This window comes from Streptomyces sp. NPDC101132 (genome assembly GCF_044759225.1).
In the GTDB taxonomy this organism is placed as follows: domain Bacteria; phylum Actinomycetota; class Actinomycetes; order Streptomycetales; family Streptomycetaceae; genus Streptomyces.
The window spans coordinates 26,999-44,899 of record NZ_JBIVYX010000011.1; the positions used below are offsets into that span (position 1 = coordinate 26,999).

Genomic DNA, 17,901 nt, shown 5'->3' on the forward strand with positions numbered 1-17,901 from the left:
GAGCCTACCAGCGCGTATGTCCGGGCAGAAGGTCGTTTCGAGCCCGTTCAAAACGCGGACAGGGCCCGTGCGACACCGGGGTGTCGTACGGGCCCTGTCCGTCAGTCGGTCAGCCGGGCTGCGGATCAGCCGTTGCGCTTCCAGCGGGGCTTGTCGTCGCGGCGGCCGCCGCCGAAGGAGCCGGAGCCGGAGGGGCGGTGGTCGTCGCGGCGGCCGTACGGGCGGTCGCCGCCGCCGGAGCGGAAGCCGCCCGAGGGACGGTCGTCGCGGCGGTCGCGGTTGAACGGACGGTCGCTGCCGCCACGGTGGTCACGGCGCTCGAAGCCGCCGCGGTCGCCGCGGTCGCGGTTGAAGCCGCCACGGTCGTCACGGCGCTCGAAGCCGCCACGGTCGTTGCGGTCACGGTTGAAGCCACCGCGGTCGTCACGGCGCTCGAAGCCGCCGCGGTCGTTGCGGTCGCGGTTGAAGCCACCGCGGTCGTCACGGCGCTCGAAGCCACCGCGGTCGTTGCGGTCACGGTTGAAGCCACCGCGGTCGCCGCGGTCGTCACGGCGGAAGCCGCCACGGTCACCGCGGTCGTCACGACGCTCGAAGCCGCCACGGTCGTTGCGGTCACGGTTGAAGCCGCCACGGTCGCCCCGGTCACCGCGGTCGTCACGGCGGAAGCCACCGCGGTCGCCCCGGTCGTCACGGCGGAAGCCGCCACGGTCACCGCGGTCGTCACGACGCTCGAAGCCCCGGTCGTTGCGGCGCTCGAAGTTGCCGCGCTCGTCGCGGCGCTCGCGCTCCTCGACCGCCGGCTGCTCGGCGACGGCCGCCGCCAGCTCGGCCTCGGCCGCCTCGGCGGCCTCGGCCACCGCGGCCTCCGGGTCCTCGCCGCGCTCGCGGGCGGCACGGGCGACCAGGCGCTCGGCCTCCTCGCGCAGCTCGGCGGCGCGCTTGGTGACGCGCTCCAGCTGGCGGGTGAGGTCGGCGACCTCGCGCTCGGCCTGCTTGGCGGCGTTGTTGGCGGAGTCGGCCTGGACCTCGGTCAGCGACCGGGCTCCGGTGATCTCGGCGACCTCGGGGTCGAAGGCGCCGGCGCCGCCGACGATGTGGCGCGAGGCGTCGACGCCCGCGTCCTCCATCAGGCGGAAGATCTGGCGGCGCTGGTGCGGCAGGGCCAGGGAGACCACGACGCCGGAGCGGCCGGCACGGGCGGTACGGCCCGAGCGGTGCAGGTAGTCCTTGTGGTCACCGGCCGGGTCCACGTTCAGGACCAGGTCGATGCCGTCGACGTGGATGCCGCGGGCGGCGACGTCGGTGGCGACCAGGACGTTGACGTAACCGTCCTTGAAGTCGGCCAGGGTCCGGGTACGGGCGCCCTGGGTCATGCCGCCGTGCAGCGCGTCCGCCTTCACACCGGCGTCGCGCAGCTGCTCGGCGACGCGGTCGGCGCCCAGCTGGGTGCGGACGAAGATGATGGTGCGGCCCTTGCGGGCGGCGATGGCGGCGGTGACCGGGGCCTTGTCCTTCGGCTTCACGACGAGGACGTGGTGGGTCATGGTGGTGACCGCGCCGGCCGACGGGTCGACCTCGTGCGTGATCGGGTTCACCAGGTAGCGCTTGACCAGCGTGTCGATCTCGTTCTCCAGCGTCGCGGAGAAGAGCAGACGCTGGCCGCCGGTCGGGATCTGGTCGAGCAGCTCGGTGACCTCGGGCAGGAAGCCCAGGTCGGCCATCTGGTCGGCCTCGTCGAGGACGGCGACCTGGACCTGCTCCAGGGAGCAGGCGCCGCGGTTGATGACGTCGCGCAGGCGGCCCGGGGTGGCGACGAGGATGTCGACGCCGCGCTCCAGGGCGTAGATCTGGTTGCCCATGGACGTACCGCCGCAGACGACCTTCATCTTCAGGCCGAGCACGTCGCCGTAGGGCTGGAGGGCGTCCGCGACCTGCATCGCGAGCTCACGCGTCGGGGTGAGGATGACGCCGCGCGGCTTCTTCCGCTCGGTCTGGCCGCCCGCGAGGGTCGCCAGCAGCGGGAGGCCGAAGGAGAGGGTCTTGCCGGAGCCGGTGCGGCCGCGGCCGAGGATGTCCTTGCCCGCCAGCGCGTCCGGGATGGTCGCGGCCTGGATCGGGAAGGGGGTCGTGACGCCGTTCTGGCCGAGCTTGCGCACGACGCCCTCCGGCAGACCGAGGTCCGCGAAGGTGATGGTGGGCTCGGCGGTCTCGTCGGAGACCTCTTCGACCGTCACGTCGGCGACGTCGGCCTCGTAGGCCTCGATGACCGCGTCGACCTCTACGGTCTCGTGGGTCTCGACGGCCTCCACCGAGTCGTTCTCGGGCATGACGGCACGGTCAGAACTGGAAATGGACATGCGAATGCGAAAACCTTCCGGAGTCTCGGCACGCGCCCAAACTCCGTGAATCGCAAAACGACCGCCTCAATGCGGTCAGCCACGGCAAGGGAGAGTACGCGCCACACGGCGCTCTTCGGGTTCGGCGCCGGGCAATGGGATCAAACGATCTATAACCATACGCACCTCACCCCCCTGATGGCAACTTGATCTGACTCATGCGGGCGCGACCTGCGGCGATGCCGCCGGCTCCGCCAGCGGAACAGAGCGTTCCGCCGCCGCCTGGGGCTGGCTCTCCGACGACGGCTCGGGCGAGCTGGGCTCCGGGGACGGCTCCGGGTCCGGGCTCGGCGGCGGCGTCTCGACCGTCGGCGTGGGCTCGGCACCGCCGCTGCCGCCCCCCGGCTCCGGCTCCTGGCTCCCCGTACCGGGCCCGGGCCCGGCCGAGCCGGACGGGGTCGCGCCGCCGGGCGCCCCCGCACCGCCCGCCGCGCCCGCACCCGCGCCCGCCGAGGCCCCGGCACCCGGGCTGGGGGTCGCGCCGGCCGGAACCTTGCCGTCCTCGGCGGCCTTGCCGCCGTCGGCCTCCTTGCCGCCCTTCCCGGAGTGCCCCGCGCCCCGACCCCGGCCGCCCTGCCCGTACCCGGCACCGCCGTCCGGCTCGGCCGCCGCCTCGCGCCGGTCGGCGGACGACTTCGGCGCGGGCCCGCCCGAGTCGTCGCCCACACTCATGCAGCCCGCGGACGCCGCGACCGCGAGGGCGGCGACGACCAGTCGTACGGGAGTGGGGAACTGGCGCACGGCGCACCTCCGGAACGGGGGTCAGGCGGGTCAATGTGCCCAACTCCCGTCACCCCGTCAGGGACACGCGTACGGACGCACATACGCCCCGCACCCCGCGCCGCCCCTACGCCGCCAGCTGCTCCGCCAGCTCCAGCCCGAGGTGTACGCCGCCCAGCGCCACCAGCACCGAAGCCGCCGCGTTCGCCGCCGCGAGGAACCGCCACCCGCGCTCCGCGAGCCGCAGGGTCTCGTACGAGAAGGTCGAGTACGTCGTGAGCGCCCCGCACAGCCCGGTGCCCAGCAGCGCCTGGAGCGCACCGCCGGCCCGCCCCGCGAGCACCGCCCCGGTCAGCACCCCCAGCACCAGCGACCCCACGGCGTTCACCGTGAACGTGCCCCAGGGGAACACCGAATCGTGCCTGGCCTGCACCGCACGGTCCGTCAGATAGCGCAGCGGCGCCCCCACCGCCCCGCCCACCGCGACCAGCACCCAGGTCCCGGCCCCGGCGCTCACGGCCGCACCGCCGGAGCCGACGGCCACCGCCGCACCAGCAGCCGCGTCACGGAGGCCGCGAGCCACACCGCGCCGAGCGCCCCGCCCAGGGTCGCCCCCGCGTAGGCCAGCGCCGTGCCCGCCCCGCCCGCGTCCAGCAGCCGCGAGAACTCCAGGGCATAGGTCGAGAAGGTGGTGAACCCCCCGAGCACCCCCACGCCCAGGAACGGCCGCACCAGCGGGTGCGCCCGCCGGCCCCCCTCACCGACCAGCGCCATCAGCACCCCGATCAGCGCGCACCCCAGGACGTTGACCCCGAAGGTCCCCCAGGGGAAGGCCCCCGGCGCGGCGGGCCAGGCGAGCGCCACCGCGTACCGTGCGAGCGCCCCCAGCGCACCACCCGCGGCCACGACGGCCAGCACCGGGCCGAGCCGCTCGGCCCGGTGGGCCGGCACGTGCAGGTCGACGTCCGGGTCGATGGCCTCCGCACCCGGTACGGGCCGGGTCACCCGTACCCCAGGGCGTGCAGCCGGTCGTCGTCGATGCCGAAGTGGTGGGCGATCTCGTGGACGACGGTCACCTCGGTCTCCTCGACCACGTCCTCGCGCGTCTCGCAGATCCGCAGCGTCGGGTTCCGGTAGATCGTGATGCGGTCGGGCAGCACCCCGGCGTACCACTCGCCGCGGTCGGTCAGCGGGGTGCCCTCGTACAGGCCGAGCAGCTCGGGGTCGTCGGCCGGCGGCTCGTCCTCGACGAACACGGCGACGTTGTCCATCAGCCGGGTGAGCTCCGGCGGGATCCGGTCCAGGGCCTCCGCGACGAGCTCCTCGAACTCCTCACGCGTCATCTCCAGCACCCCGCCATTCTCCCCCGCGGACCGGCCGTTCCCCCCTCGGGGGAAACCGTTTTGGCGATACCTCCTCCCATCCCATATGCTTCTCACGTCCCCGACGCGCTGAGAAGCGCCCAGGTGGGCCCTTAGCCCTCATCGTCTAGTGGCCCAGGACGCCGCCCTTTCAAGGCGGTAGCACGGGTTCGAATCCCGTTGGGGGCACGCTGTACCCTGTGCGAGAGTAATCTCGTACAAACATGGTCCTGTGGAGCAGTTGGTTAGCTCGCCACCCTGTCAAGGTGGAGGTCGCGGGTTCAAGTCCCGTCAGGATCGCTGAGGCTCGCAAGAGTCCTCTTCCCCTCGCTCTTCGAGCTGGGGAGACCCCTAGGCTGGGTAGCTCAGTTGGTACGAGCGATCGCCTGAAAAGCGATAGGTCGCCGGTTCGACCCCGGCCCCAGCCACCACTGGAAGGCCCCGTCCCCGGACGGGGCCTTTCGCGTTGCCCGGACTCCCCCGGAGGGGAACCGGTCAACGGGCTACTCCCCCCGGGAGCCGGCAGCGGCCCCGGCACGGGCCGCCCGCCGCCAGCGCACCAGACCCACCACGAGCGCGCCGGCCGCCACGACGCCCAGCAGCAGCCAGTCCGGCACCGCGTCCGCGAAGCCGCGCACCCCCTGCTCCACGGCGTACGAGTCGTCCACGTCCAGCAGCCCGGGCAGGGCGCTCGCCCCGTCGTACGCCAGGAACAGCGCGCCCAGCACGATGAAGAACAGCCCGGACAGCAGCGAGGTGGTGTGCAGCCGGAACCGCCCCGCCGACAGGGTCCGCCCGCGCAGCCAGCGCCGCCGCCCGAGCTCGAACCGCTCCCAGAGCAGGGCCAGCAGGAAGAGCGGTACGGCCATCCCGAGCGCGTAGACGGCGAGCAGCAGACCGCCGTAGACCGGACTGCCGCTGACCGCGGCCACCGTCAGCACGCTGCCCAGGATCGGGCCGGCGCAGAACCCGGCCAGCCCGTAGACGGCGCCCAGCGCGTACACGGAGACGGCGGTGGTGGGGCGGATCCTCCCCGACAGCTCCGCCAGGCGGCGCGGGGCGAAGCCGAGGCCGAGGATCTGGGCGAGGCCCAGCGCGACGATCAGCCAGCCGCCGAAGAGGACCAGCTGGTCGCGGTGGCCGTGGAAGAAGCGCCCGGCGAAGGAGCCGGCGGCGCCCAGCGGCACGAGGGTGGTGGCCAGGCCGGCGTAGAAGATCCCGGTCCGCGCCAGCAGGCGCGAGGCGGAGTCGATCGAGTACGCGAAGAAGGCCGGCAGCAGCAGGGCGCTGCACGGCGAGAGCAGCGCGAGCAGACCGCCGAGGAAGGCGGCCAGGTAGCCGATCTCCACGACTACTCCGCGGTGCCCGGCTTGGCGTTCTCCTGCTGTCCGACGGCCGACTGGCGCGCCGCCTCCGCCTTCGCCTTCTCGATGGCCTGGACGAAGGCCTCCGCCGACTGGGCGCCCGCGACCGGGTGCCCGCCGATCAGGAAGGAGGGGGTGGAGGACACCCCGAGGCGGTACGCCTCGTCCTGGTCCTTCTGCAGGGCCAGCTGGGCGGCCTCCCCCTTCATGTCCGCCGAGAAGCGGTCCAGGTCGGGGACCCCGGCCTGCTCCGCCAGCTCCACCAGGCGGGCGTCGCCGAAGCCCTTCTCCTTGCTGCCCTCGGCGTAGGCCGCCGCGTGGAACTGCCAGAAGCGGCCCTGCCGGCCGGCCGCCCAGGCCGCCTTGGCCGCGGCCTCGGAGTCGGCACCGAAGATCGGGTAGTTGCGCCACTCGATGCGCAGGGTGCCGTCCTCCACGTACTTGCGGACCAGCTCCGGCTCGGTGTCCCGGGCGAACTTCCCGCAGTACCCGCACTTGAAGTCGGCGTACTCGATCATCACGACCGGCGCGGTGACGCTGCCCTGGGCCAGGCCGTCGGCCCGGTCCCGGCGCGCCAGCTTCAGCAGCTCCCGGGTCTGGGGGGAGGGCTGCTCGCCGCCGGCGGTGGCCGGGGCGGAGGCGGAGGCGGCGGGGCCCTCGGCGGACCCTTCCGTGCGCTCGGTGGCCTGCCAGGAGACCAGACCCAGGGTGACGGCGGCGAGCGCGACCCCGGCGGAGATCAGCAGCGGCTTGGCGGCGGGAGAGGGCATGCGGGGGGCTCGGGCCTTTCGCGAGGGGATGATGACGGGAGAACTCGTCCCGAAATGGTACGTCCCGCCCTCTGAAATGGGTTCGCCACCCGGAGGGCATCGGTGAGATCCTCGATCAGGTATGTCTACTTCCTTCGCCGCCCTCCAGACCTTGCTCGCGGAGCTCCCGCTCCGCGACGCGCACCGCCTCGGCCGCCGTCTCGAGGGCGCGCGGCGCATCCGCAAGCCGGAGGCACGCCAGGCGGTCATCGACGAGATCGCCGCCGAGGCCGCGAAGGCCGCCGAGCGGGTGGCCGCGCGTGCCGCGCGGCGGCCGGAGATCACGTATCCGGAGACGCTCCCGGTCAGTCAGAAGAAAGACGAGATCGCCGAGGCGATACGCGACCACCAGGTCGTGATCGTCGCGGGCGAGACCGGATCCGGCAAGACCACGCAGATCCCCAAGATCTGCATGGAGCTGGGCCGGGGCCTGCGCGGCATGATCGGGCACACGCAGCCGCGCCGGATCGCGGCGCGCACGGTCGCGGAGCGGATCGCCGAGGAGCTGAAGACCGAGCTCGGCGAGACGGTCGGCTGGAAGGTCCGGTTCACGGACCAGGTCGACCCGGACGCGACCTTCGTGAAGCTGATGACGGACGGCATCCTGCTCGCCGAGATCCAGACGGACCGCGAGCTGCGCGCCTACGACACGATCATCATCGACGAGGCCCACGAGCGCAGCCTCAACATCGACTTCCTGCTCGGCTACCTCGCCCAGCTGCTCCCCAGGCGCCCCGACCTCAAGGTCGTGATCACCTCCGCGACGATCGACCCGGAGCGCTTCTCCCGCCACTTCGGGGACGCCCCGATCGTCGAGGTCAGCGGCCGTACGTACCCGGTCGAGGTGCGCTACCGCCCGCTCCTGGAGGAGGACTCCGAGGAGTCCGACCGGGACCAGATCACCGCCATCTGCGACGCCGTCGACGAGCTCCAGGCGGAGGGGCCGGGCGACATCCTGGTCTTCCTCTCCGGCGAGCGCGAGATCCGCGACACCGCGGACGCCCTCAACAAGCTGAAGCTCCCCCGCGCCGGAGGCGCCGCCTGGCAGAGCACCGAGGTACTCCCCCTGTACGCACGGCTCTCGCACGCCGAGCAGCACCGGGTCTTCCAGCAGCACACCGGCCGCCGGATCGTCCTGGCGACCAACGTCGCCGAGACCTCCCTCACCGTGCCGGGCATCAAGTACGTGATCGACCCGGGCACGGCCCGCATCTCCCGGTACAGCCACCGCACGAAGGTGCAGCGGCTGCCGATCGAGCGGATCAGCCAGGCCAGCGCCAACCAGCGCAAGGGCCGCTGCGGCCGTACCTCCGACGGCATCTGCATCCGGCTGTACTCGGAGGACGACTTCAACGCCCGCCCGGAGTTCACGGACGCCGAGATCCTCCGCACCAACCTCGCGTCGGTCATCCTGCAGATGACCGCGGCCGGCCTGGGCGAGATCGAGAAGTTCCCCTTCATCGACCCGCCGGACCACCGCAACATCCGCGACGGCGTCCAGCTGCTCCAGGAGCTGGGCGCGCTCGACCCGGCCCAGAAGGACCCGAAGAAGCGGCTCACCCCGCTCGGGCGGAAGCTCTCCCAGCTGCCGGTGGACCCCCGGCTGGCCCGGATGGTCGTCGAGGCCGACAAGAACAACTGCGTCCGCGAGGTCATGGTCATCGCGGCCGCCCTGTCGATCCAGGACCCGCGCGAGCGGCCCTCGGACAAGCAGACCCAGGCCGACCAGCAGCACGCCCGCTTCAAGGACGAGACCAGCGACTTCCTGGCCTTCCTGAACCTGTGGCGGTACGTCCGCGAGCAGCAGAAGGAGCGCGGCTCGTCCGCCTTCCGCCGGATGTGCAAGCAGGAGTACCTGAACTTCCTGCGGATCCGCGAGTGGCAGGACATCTACTCGCAGCTGCGTACGGTCGCCAAGACCATGGGCATCCACGTCAACGAGGCCGACGCCCCCGAGCAGCACGTCCACGTCTCGCTGCTGGCGGGCCTGCTGTCGCACATCGGCCTCAAGGACACCGACAAGAACGAGTACCTCGGCGCCCGGTCGGCCAAGTTCGCGATCTTCCCCGGCTCGGCGCTGTTCAAGAAGCAGCCGAAGTTCGTGATGTCGGCCGAGCTGGTGGAGACCTCGCGGCTGTGGGCCCGGGTCAACGCCAAGGTCGAGCCCGAGTGGGTCGAGCCCCTCGCGCAGCACCTGATCAAGCGCACGTACAGCGAGCCGCACTGGGAGAAGGACCAGGCGGCCGTCATGGCGTACGAGCGGGTGACGCTGTACGGCGTGCCGATCGTCGCCCAGCGGAAAATCAACTACGGGAAGATCGACCCCGAGGTCTCGCGGGAGCTGTTCATCCGCAACGCGCTCGTCGAGGGCGACTGGCGCACGCATCACAAATTCTTCTCCGACAACCGCAAACTCCTCACGGAAGTGGAGGAGTTGGAGCACCGGGCGCGGCGCCGCGACATTCTCGTGGACGACGAGACGCTCTTCGATTTCTACGACCAGCGCATCCCGGAACACGTCGTATCCGGCGCCCATTTCGACTCGTGGTGGAAGCACAAGCGCCGCGACGAACCCGAACTCCTGGATTTCGAACGGGAGATGCTCCTCACGGAGAAGGCCGCCGGGGTCACGAAGGACGACTATCCCGACTCCTGGCGCCAGGGAGACCTGAAGTTCAAGGTCACCTACCAGTTCGAGCCGGGCGCGGACGCGGACGGCGTGACCGTCCACATTCCGCTCCAGGTGCTCAACCAGGTGACGGACCAGGGCTTCGACTGGCAGATCCCCGGCCTTCGCGAGGAGGTCGTCACCGAGCTGATCCGCTCGCTGCCCAAGCCGATCCGGCGCCACTACGTGCCGGCGCCGAACTTCGCCGGCCGCTTCCTCGACACCGCGTTCCCGTCGGGCTCCGGCCGCCACCAGGCGCCGCAGGAGCCGCTGACGGCCGCCCTGGCGCGGGAGCTCCAGCGGATGGTGGGCGTCCCGGTGACCGCCGAGGACTTCGACCTCACGCGGATCCCGGACCACCTCAAGATCACCTTCCGGATCGTCGACGAGCGGCGCCGCAGGATCGCCGAGGACAAGGACCTGGAGGCCCTGCGCCTGACCCTTCGGCCCAAGGCCCGCCAGGCCCTCTCCAAGGCCGCCGCGGCCACGGCCGAGCGCTCCGGCGGCGAGTCCGTGGAGCGGACCGGGCTGACGGACTGGACGATCGGCACGCTGACCAGGGTGTTCGAGACCCGGCGGGCCGGCCAGCCGGTCAAGGCGTACCCGGCCCTGGTGGACGAGGGCGACACCGTCGCGGTCCGGCTCTTCGACACCGAGGCGGAGCAGCGCCAGGCGATGTGGCGGGGCACCCGGAAGCTGATCATGCTGAACATTCCGGTGAACCCCGCGAAGTTCGCCTCGGACCGGCTCGGCAACCAGGACAAGCTCGCGCTCTCCCGGAACCCGCACGGCTCCGTCCAGGCCCTCTTCGACGACTGCGCCACGGCCGCCGCCGACCGGCTGATCGCCGACCACGGGGGCCCGGCCTGGGACGAGGAGTCCTTCCGGAAGCTCTACGACAAGGTGCGCGCCGACCTCGTGGAGCTGACCGTCCGCACGGTCTCCCAGGTCAGGCAGATCCTGGCCGCCTGGCAGGCCTGTGAGCGCCGCCTGAAGGCCACGAACAGCCTGGCCCTGCTGAACAACGTCCAGGACGTCAGGACGCAGCTGGCGGCCCTCGTGCCGGCCGGCTTCGTGACGCTCACCGGCGTCGGGCGGCTGCCCGACCTGATGCGCTACCTGGTGGCCGTGGACCGGCGCCTCCAGCAGATGCCCACGGGCGTGCAGCGGGACACCACCCGCATGGAGAAGGTCCACGAGATGCAGGACGAGTACGCCTGGCTGCTGGAACAGCTGCCGCAGGGGCGACCGGTGCCGCAGGAGGTGCTGGACATCCGCTGGATGATCGAGGAGCTGCGGGTGAGCTACTTCGCCCACGCGCTCGGCACGGCGTACCCCGTCTCGGACAAGCGGATCGTGAAGGCCATCGACGCCGCGGCGCCCTGACCGCTCCCTGACCGCTCCCCGCCCGGCCCCCGGCCGGAGTCCGGGCCGGGACCCCGCGGGGAGCGGGTTCGACCGCACCCCGGGAACTGCTGTACAGTCTGATTCGCAGCCGAGCACTCGGCCGCAACGAGGTCCTGTGGAGCAGTTGGTTAGCTCGCCACCCTGTCAAGGTGGAGGTCGCGGGTTCAAGTCCCGTCAGGATCGCCTCATCGAAGAAGCCCGCATCCCCTGGATGCGGGCTTCTTCGTGTGCGCGCACTCCAGGGACACTCCGGTCTCGTGTTCGAGTTTGCGGGTTTGGCTGTCACCCGAAAGTGGAATGACCAATTCCGACAGGCGGGGCGAAAAGTCGCCCGTTCGCATGACCGGTCTCACCCGAGGAGTCCCTTTACGGGTGCATTGCCGGGATGACAAGAGTGGACCAGTGTGACAGGTGTCACCAGACGAGTTTTCGGAACCCTCTTATTTATGGCCCCCCTACACGCCGTCCATTTTATATGTGCAATTGCACCTCAGGGCGGCAGCCGGCGCCGGGCACAAAAAAGATCGCGCTGGACCCGGCGGAGTCCAGCGCGATCCGACGACTTCGCACCCTGCCGAGCAGGGGCTGAGGACCTGTTGGGGCAAGTCCTGTCGTATGGAGCTGTGTGGGTTAATCGGGTTGGGGGACCCGATTAGGACCCGGCAATACGGGGTGCTGCCGAAACTCAGGCCTCGCTGCGCTGCTGCGGAATTCCCGCAAGCAGGGCGCGGACCTCAGCCTCGCGGTAACGGCGGTGCCCACCCAGGGTGCGGATGGACGTGAGCTTGCCAGCCTTGGCCCAGCGGGTGACCGTCTTCGGGTCCACGCGGAACATCGTGGCAACCTCAGCCGGGGTCAGCAGCGGCTCGGCATCAGGGGTGCGAGCGGTCATGAGCGGCCTCCTCGGGAGAACCGAACCATCTCGGTTCTTTCCTCTAAATTCTGCACCTTGGCCCGCGTTGCCCGAAATGGACATACGCGGGCCGAGTCGGTTATAGGACGAACGGCTTGTCCTCGGCACTACAACTACACCATCTGTCCAGCCACGTCGGCCAAACCGATGGAATTGCCCTCTGAGGTGTTCATCCAAGACGGAAGACGCCGGACCCGCCCATAACGGACAGTCACCCCACAGTGACGATCAGTCACACAGCGATCGGGAGCCACTCGACCCCCCATAGAGTGCAATACCGAGCATTCCGCCCTTACTTGGACGGAAGGAACCCTCCCCGGACTCCTTGTCCTATTTTGGCACGAGGGTAGGGGAACGGCGCAAGGGTGTGGTTAGTGCGGTCCGTCACGCTTGAGCCAATGGCCCGGATCGGGACGTAGGTCCCGACCCAAGGACCCGAAGCCTGTAAACGATCTCTGATTCCGTGGCGGAAGTCACTAGTTGGCGAAGAGTCGTTCCCGAACCGAGCGCCAGCGCTCGCCCAGCAGCTCGTACCGCTCCTCCGCCGTCCGCTCGTCGCCGTCCCGCAGGGCGGCGATCCCGGCCGCCAGGTCGGCCGCCGACCGGTCGGCCGCCAGCTTCGCCTTCGGCAGGGCGTGGACCAGGCCGCCGTAGTCCAGTTCGAGCATCGAGCGCGGGTGGAACTCCTCCAGCCACTTCCCGACGTCGACCAGGGCCTCGGCCAGCGGTCCGTAGCCCTCCGCCCGGCGCAGCACCCGCAGCGCCAGGGCCAGCCGCCGCCGGCCCTGGACCATCGGCGCCCGGTACCGCAGCCGCTCCCCGGGAACGTACTCGCGCTCATCGTCCGCGAAAAGCACGAACCAGCGCAGTGGCACCTGCCACACCGCGGTCCGGATCCACGGCCGCGCGTCCGGGTGCCGCTCCCGCCACCGCTCGAAGTCCGCGAGCGCCTGGAGCCGCACCACCGGGGGCAGCGCCGCGTCCAGCACCGGCGCCGGGAACGCTCCCCCGGAGCCTCCGGCCTGGGAGGTGCCCCCACGGCCCAGCTCCTCCAGCGCCAGCCAGCCCCGCAGCCTGGTCCGCCACGGACACACCAGCAGCGTCCCGCCGATCCGCTCCACGAAGGCGTCCGCGCTCTCGTGCACCGGCACCCCGACCGGCGGCACCGGCACCAAGTCCGCCAGGCTCCGGCGGAGTTCGTCCTGGTACGTGGGGATCTCGCCGCGCCGGGCGTACTCCGCCCAGTGGCTGCGCTCGGGCTCGTCGAAGGCCGCGAGGGGCTCGTACACGCGCAGGTAGGAGGCGTACGGGACGGTCAGCGCCGACCGCGCGGAAGGTGCCCTGCGCTCGGAGGATTCGGTCACCCCCACCTCCTCCCCGCTGCCCGCCCCGGCTACTCCGGTACTCCGGGAGAGGGTGATCCTCGGCACTGGGCCCTTCGGGGCACCCCTTTGGACTTACCCTGCTCTCACACGCCCTCCCCACCCGCAGGAGGGCCCCCGCCGCATCTCTTCCATGGGAGTCACCACCGTGACCGAAATGACCGACGGCGTCCTGCACACCCTGTTCCGCACGGAGCAGGGCGGCCACGAGCAAGTCGTGCTGTGCCAGGACCGCGCCACGGGCCTGAAGGCCGTCATCGCCATCCACTCCACCGCGCTGGGCCCGGCCCTCGGCGGCACCCGCTTCCACGCGTACGCCTCCGACGAGGAGGCCGTCCGCGACGCGCTGAACCTCTCGCGCGGCATGTCGTACAAGAACGCCATGGCCGGCCTCGGCCTCGGCGGCGGCAAGGCCGTGATCATCGGCGACCCGGACGTCATCAAGACCGAGGAACTCCTGCTGGCCTACGGCCGGTTCGTCGAGTCCCTCGGCGGCCGGTACGTGACCGCCTGCGACGTCGGCACCTTCGTCGCCGACATGGACGTCGTGGCCCGCGCGACCCGCTGGGCGACCGGCCGCTCCCCCGAGAACGGCGGCGCCGGCGACTCCTCCGTGCTGACCGCGTACGGCGTCTTCCAGGGCATGCGCGCCAGCGCCCAGCACCTGTGGGGCGACCCGACCCTCCGCGGCCGCAAGGTCGGCGTCGTGGGCGTCGGCAAGGTCGGCCACTACCTGGTCGAGCACCTGCTGGAGGACGGCGCCGAGGTCGTCATCACGGACGTCCGCCAGGAGTCCGTGCAGCGCATCGTCGACAAGCACCCGCAGGTCACGGCCGTCGCCGACACCGACGCCCTGATCCGCACCGAGGGCCTGGACATCTACGCCCCGTGCGCGCTGGGCGGCGCCCTGAACGACGACTCGGTCCCCGTGCTCACCGCGAAGATCGTCTGCGGCGCGGCCAACAACCAGCTCGCGCACCCGGGCATCGAGAAGGACCTGGAGGACCGCGGCATCCTCTACGCCCCGGACTACGTGGTCAACGCCGGCGGCGTGATCCAGGTGGCGGACGAGCTGCACGGCTTCGACTTCGACCGGTGCAAGATCCAGGCGACCAAGATCTTCGACACCACCCTGGAGATCTTTGCTCGCGCGAAGGCCGACGGCATCCCGCCGGCCGCGGCGTCCGACCGGATCGCCGAGCAGCGCATGGCGGAGGCCCGCGCCGCCCGTACGGCGTAAAGGCCTGAAAACGGGCAACCGTGCGGCCCGCCGGGGTGCAGCGAGACAAGACTCACTGCACTTCGGCGGGTCGGCCCGCAATTAGGGGCTAAAATCGCAGCTGACCAGCGAGTACGGGGCGCCTCGCCGGCACTGCTCCGAGGCACGTCATGCGGGCGACGTACCGTATGGCCGCGGAAACAGGTACCGTTAAAGCCCTACGGACACGGTCTCTCCACGGGGAGTCCGTTCCGAATCATGAACGCGTGTCAAGACTCTGGGGCCGTCGAGCCCCGTCACCGAGGGGGTCGAGCCATGGGGCGCGGCCGGGCCAAGGCCAAGCAGACGAAGGTCGCCCGCCAGCTGAAGTACAACAGCGGCGGGACTGACCTGTCGCGTCTGGCCAACGAGCTGGGCGCATCGACTTCGCAGCCGGTTTCGAACCAGCCGCCTAACGGCGAGCCGTTCGAGGACGACGACGAGGACGACGACCCGTACGCCCGCTACGCGGATCTGTACAACGACGACGATGACGAGGACGAGGAGTCCGACCCGTCGTCGCAGCGTCGCGGCGCTTGACGCATCCGGTCGGCCGGCGGTTCCCCCGCCGGCAGGGACCACAACACCAAACCCGGTCCAGGGCGAACCCCGGACCGGGTTTTCGTGCTGCTCAGCTCGCGTAGGTGCCGGTCAGGGTCGCGCCCTCGGCGTGCTCGCCGCGCTCGACGATCTCACCGGCGACCCAGGCGTCGACGCCCCGGTCGGCCAGCGTCGCCAGCGCGACCTCCACCGACTCCTGGGGCAGGACGGCCATCATGCCGACGCCCATGTTCAGGGTCTTCTCCAGCTCCAGTTGCTCGACCCGGCCCGCCTTGCCGACGAGGTCGAAGACCGCGCCCGGCGTCCAGGTCGAACGGTCGACCGTGGCGTGCAGGTGGTCCGGGATGACCCGGGCCAGGTTCGCGGCCAGGCCACCGCCGGTGATGTGCGAGAACGCGTGCACCTCGGAGGTCCGGGTGAGCGCCAGGCAGTCCAGCGAGTAGATCTTGGTCGGCTCCAGCAGCTCCTCGCCGAGGGTCCGGCCGAACTCCGGGACCTCGCGGTCCAGGGACAGCCCGGCCCGGTCGAAGAGCACGTGCCGGACCAGCGAGTACCCGTTCGAGTGAAGGCCGGAGGACGCCATGGCGATGACCGCGTCCCCCGTACGGATGCGATCCGCGCCCAGCAGGCGGTCGTACTCGACCACGCCCGTGCCGGCGCCGGCGACGTCGAAGTCGTCCGGCCCCAGGAGGCCCGGGTGCTCGGCGGTCTCGCCGCCCACGAGGGCGCATCCGGCCAGGACGCAGCCCTCGGCGATGCCCTTGACGATCGACGCGACCCGCTCCGGGTGGACCTTGCCCACGCAGATGTAGTCGGTCATGAACAGCGGCTCGGCACCACAGACGACGATGTCGTCCATGACCATCGCGACCAGGTCGTGGCCGATGGTGTCGTACACGCCCATCTGGCGGGCGATGTCGACCTTGGTGCCGACGCCGTCGGTGGCCGAGGCGAGCAGCGGGCGCTCGTAGCGCTTGAGGGCGGAGGCGTCGAAGAGGCCGGCGAAACCGCCGAGGCCGCCGAGGACCTCGGGGCGCTGCGTCTTCTTCACCCACTCCTTCATCAGCTCGACGGCGCGGTCGCCCGCTTCGATGTCGACGCCCGCGGACGCGTAGCTGGCACCGGTGCCCGCCTGCGAAGCAGGCTCAAAGGACTCAGCAGACATGGGGTTGAGAGCTTTCGTGTCGTACTGCGTGAGGGGTTACGGGCGACGGAGCGCGTCGGCGGCGTCGGCGCCGCCCGCCAGCTCGGTCTCCAGCAGTTGCTTGCCCAGGAGCTCCGGGTCGGGCAGCTCCATCGGGTACTCGCCGTCGAAGCAGGCGCGGCAGAGGTTCGGCTTCTGGATCGTCGTCGCCTCGATCATCGCGTCGAGCGAGATGTACGCGAGGGAGTCGGCACCCAGGGACTTGCCGATCTCGTCGATCGACATGCCGTTGGCGATCAGCTCCGCACGGGTGGCGAAGTCGATGCCGAAGAAGCACGGCCACTTCACCGGCGGGGAGGAGATCCGGATGTGGACCTCGGCCGCACCGGCCTCGCGGAGCATCTTCACGAGCGCGCGCTGGGTGTTGCCGCGGACGATCGAGTCGTCGACGACCACCAGGCGCTTGCCCCGGATGACTTCCTTGAGCGGGTTGAGCTTCAGGCGGATGCCCAGCTGGCGGATGGTCTGCGACGGCTGGATGAAGGTCCGGCCGACGTAGGCGTTCTTCACCAGGCCGGAGCCGTACGGAATGCCGCTGGCCTCGGCGTAGCCGACGGCGGCGGGGGTGCCCGACTCCGGCGTCGCTATCACCAGGTCGGCCTCGACCGGCGCTTCCTGGGCCAGGCGGCGGCCCATCTCGACACGCGAGAGGTACACGTTCCGGCCGGCGATGTCCGTGTCCGGGCGGGCCAGGTACACGTACTCGAAGACGCAGCCCTTGGGCTTCGCTTCAGCGAATCGGGACGTACGGAGACCGTTCTCGTCGATGGCGACGATCTCACCCGGCTCGACCTCGCGGACGAAGCTGGCACCGCAGATGTCGAGTGCGGCGGTCTCGGAGGCGACGACCCAGCCGCGCTCCAGGCGGCCCAGGACCAGCGGGCGGATGCCCTGCGGGTCACGGGCGCAGTACAGGGTGTTCTCGTCCATGAAGACGAGGGAGAAGGCTCCACGGACCTTGGGCAGGACCACGGCCGCGGATTCCTCGATGGTCAGCGGCTTGCCGTCGGCATCGACCTGTCCGGCCAGCAGGGCCGTGACCAGGTCGGTGTCGTTGGTCGCCGCCACCTGGGTGGCGCGGCCGTCCTGGCGCGGCAGGTCCGCGACCATCTCGGCCAGCTCCGCGGTGTTCACCAGGTTGCCGTTGTGACCCAGGGCAATGGAGCCGTGGGCGGTGGCACGGAAGGTGGGCTGCGCGTTCTCCCACACCGAGGCACCGGTGGTCGAGTAACGGGCGTGACCGACCGCGATATGGCCCTGGAGGGAGCCGAGGGAGGTTTCGTCGAAGACCTGGGACACGAGGCCCATGTCCTTGAAGACGAGGATCTGGGAACCGTTGCTCACAGCGATGCCCGCGGACTCCTGTCCACGGTGCTGCAGTGCATACAGTCCGAAGTAGGTGAGCTTGGCGACCTCTTCACCCGGAGCCCAGACACCGAAGACGCCGCAAGCGTCCTGGGGGCCCTTCTCGCCGGGGAGCAGGTCGTGGTTGAGTCGTCCATCACCACGAGGCACGACACCGAGTCTAGGCGACGTCGACCACTGGTCCGAATTGGGGAGGGCCGGGAAATCTCACAGCACAGAGGGTGACGGAACCCCTCCGTCTCGGTATTCGGATCGTTTGTTGACATCTACAAGGGAATTCGTGGAGGCTCTCGCTCCATGCAGCCCCTCGGTGACCGAGTCGTCACCCTCGTCGAGCGCCGGCACGTGGACCTGGTCCGTGTCGCGAGCGCCATCTGTCGCTGCTCCGCGTAGTCACAACTCTTTTCCCTTTTCCCTTTCTTCTCCGCCCAGCCCTGTCCGGGGCCGCCGCGCGCCGTCCCGCGCGCCACCCGGCCGAGGGGCCGGCCGGCTG

The 17,901-nt window shown here is 70.8% G+C and carries 15 protein-coding genes and 4 tRNA genes; 8 read left to right on the forward strand and 11 right to left on the reverse strand.

Translation table 11 applies throughout. The features are described from left to right. Nucleotides 1-125: 125 nt before the first annotated feature. The 5 genes from ACIQUR_RS24550 to ACIQUR_RS24570 all read right to left on the reverse strand — a co-directional run bounded on the left by ACIQUR_RS24550 (nucleotide 126) and on the right by ACIQUR_RS24570 (nucleotide 4,468). Nucleotides 126-2,357: a DEAD/DEAH box helicase gene (locus ACIQUR_RS24550; protein ID WP_403668008.1), complete on the reverse strand. Its 2,232-nt coding sequence runs from the start codon at nucleotides 2,355-2,357 to the stop codon at nucleotides 126-128. Nucleotides 2,358-2,552: 195 nt separating this feature from the next. Then, entirely contained in the window at nucleotides 2,553-3,137 is a 585-nt protein-coding gene (locus tag ACIQUR_RS24555) for a hypothetical protein (protein WP_403668011.1), read from the reverse strand. A 106-nt stretch (nucleotides 3,138-3,243) separates the two neighbouring features. Continuing rightward, nucleotides 3,244-3,633 carry a fluoride efflux transporter CrcB gene (crcB, locus tag ACIQUR_RS24560; protein WP_403668014.1) on the reverse strand — a complete coding sequence of 130 codons (390 nt, stop codon included), beginning with the start codon at nucleotides 3,631-3,633 and terminating at the stop codon, nucleotides 3,244-3,246. After that, on the reverse strand, nucleotides 3,630-4,121 hold the full coding sequence (locus tag ACIQUR_RS24565; RefSeq protein WP_403668017.1) for a fluoride efflux transporter FluC: 492 nt from the start codon (nucleotides 4,119-4,121) through the stop codon (nucleotides 3,630-3,632). The genes crcB and ACIQUR_RS24565 overlap by 4 nt, the downstream gene beginning before the upstream one ends. Further along, a complete protein-coding gene (locus ACIQUR_RS24570; RefSeq protein ID WP_399944519.1) occupies nucleotides 4,118-4,468 on the reverse strand; it encodes a metallopeptidase family protein in 351 nt (116 codons plus the stop codon). The genes ACIQUR_RS24565 and ACIQUR_RS24570 overlap by 4 nt, the downstream gene beginning before the upstream one ends. Nucleotides 4,469-4,593: 125 nt before the next feature. On the opposite strand from ACIQUR_RS24570, the gene ACIQUR_RS24575 reads away from it, so the two are divergent. From ACIQUR_RS24575 to ACIQUR_RS24585, 3 genes are all read left to right on the forward strand, one after another. Continuing rightward, nucleotides 4,594-4,666 (forward strand) — tRNA-Glu (locus ACIQUR_RS24575). Between the two features lie 37 nt (nucleotides 4,667-4,703). Then, a tRNA-Asp gene (locus ACIQUR_RS24580) sits at nucleotides 4,704-4,777 on the forward strand. Between the two features lie 54 nt (nucleotides 4,778-4,831). Next, nucleotides 4,832-4,908: transfer RNA gene (locus ACIQUR_RS24585), tRNA-Phe, on the forward strand. Nucleotides 4,909-4,980: 72 nt separating this feature from the next. Here the strand turns inward: ACIQUR_RS24585 and ACIQUR_RS24590 are convergent. Continuing rightward, nucleotides 4,981-5,826: a cytochrome c biogenesis CcdA family protein gene (locus ACIQUR_RS24590; protein ID WP_403668020.1), complete on the reverse strand. Its 846-nt coding sequence runs from the start codon at nucleotides 5,824-5,826 to the stop codon at nucleotides 4,981-4,983. A 2-nt stretch (nucleotides 5,827-5,828) separates the two neighbouring features. Next, the gene (locus ACIQUR_RS24595; RefSeq protein ID WP_403668023.1) at nucleotides 5,829-6,611 is read right to left on the reverse strand and encodes a DsbA family protein; all 783 of its coding nucleotides are present in this window, start codon (nucleotides 6,609-6,611) and stop codon (nucleotides 5,829-5,831) included. Nucleotides 6,612-6,732: 121 nt separating this feature from the next. Here ACIQUR_RS24595 and hrpA point away from each other — a divergent pair, with 121 nt between their 5' ends. Then, nucleotides 6,733-10,704 (forward strand): ATP-dependent RNA helicase HrpA, encoded by a 3,972-nt coding sequence (hrpA, locus tag ACIQUR_RS24600; RefSeq protein ID WP_403668026.1) that lies wholly within the window; start codon nucleotides 6,733-6,735, stop codon nucleotides 10,702-10,704. A 130-nt stretch (nucleotides 10,705-10,834) separates the two neighbouring features. Then, a tRNA-Asp gene (locus ACIQUR_RS24605) sits at nucleotides 10,835-10,908 on the forward strand. Between the two features lie 502 nt (nucleotides 10,909-11,410). Here ACIQUR_RS24605 and bldC read toward each other — a convergent pair. After that, nucleotides 11,411-11,617, reverse strand: a complete 207-nt coding sequence (bldC, locus tag ACIQUR_RS24610; RefSeq protein ID WP_003949541.1) for a developmental transcriptional regulator BldC — start codon at nucleotides 11,615-11,617, stop codon at nucleotides 11,411-11,413. Between the two features lie 497 nt (nucleotides 11,618-12,114). Then, nucleotides 12,115-13,002, reverse strand: coding sequence for a hypothetical protein (locus ACIQUR_RS24615; RefSeq protein WP_403668029.1), 888 nt, complete (start codon nucleotides 13,000-13,002; stop codon nucleotides 12,115-12,117). Nucleotides 13,003-13,153: 151 nt separating this feature from the next. Here ACIQUR_RS24615 and ACIQUR_RS24620 point away from each other — a divergent pair, with 151 nt between their 5' ends. Continuing rightward, nucleotides 13,154-14,260 carry a Leu/Phe/Val dehydrogenase gene (locus tag ACIQUR_RS24620; protein ID WP_403668032.1) on the forward strand — a complete coding sequence of 369 codons (1,107 nt, stop codon included), beginning with the start codon at nucleotides 13,154-13,156 and terminating at the stop codon, nucleotides 14,258-14,260. Between the two features lie 294 nt (nucleotides 14,261-14,554). Continuing rightward, complete coding sequence (locus tag ACIQUR_RS24625; RefSeq protein WP_403668034.1) at nucleotides 14,555-14,818, forward strand: DUF3073 domain-containing protein; 264 nt, start codon at nucleotides 14,555-14,557, stop codon at nucleotides 14,816-14,818. Nucleotides 14,819-14,909: 91 nt separating this feature from the next. Here ACIQUR_RS24625 and purM read toward each other — a convergent pair whose 3' ends face one another. Beyond that, a complete protein-coding gene (gene purM / locus ACIQUR_RS24630; RefSeq protein WP_403668037.1) occupies nucleotides 14,910-16,004 on the reverse strand; it encodes a phosphoribosylformylglycinamidine cyclo-ligase in 1,095 nt (364 codons plus the stop codon). Nucleotides 16,005-16,040: 36 nt separating this feature from the next. Then, nucleotides 16,041-17,558: an amidophosphoribosyltransferase gene (gene purF / locus ACIQUR_RS24635; RefSeq protein WP_403668040.1), complete on the reverse strand. Its 1,518-nt coding sequence runs from the start codon at nucleotides 17,556-17,558 to the stop codon at nucleotides 16,041-16,043. A 147-nt stretch (nucleotides 17,559-17,705) separates the two neighbouring features. On the opposite strand from purF, the gene ACIQUR_RS24640 reads away from it, so the two are divergent. Then, entirely contained in the window at nucleotides 17,706-17,801 is a 96-nt protein-coding gene (locus ACIQUR_RS24640; RefSeq protein WP_399944495.1) for a putative leader peptide, read from the forward strand. Nucleotides 17,802-17,901 lie beyond the last annotated feature (100 nt).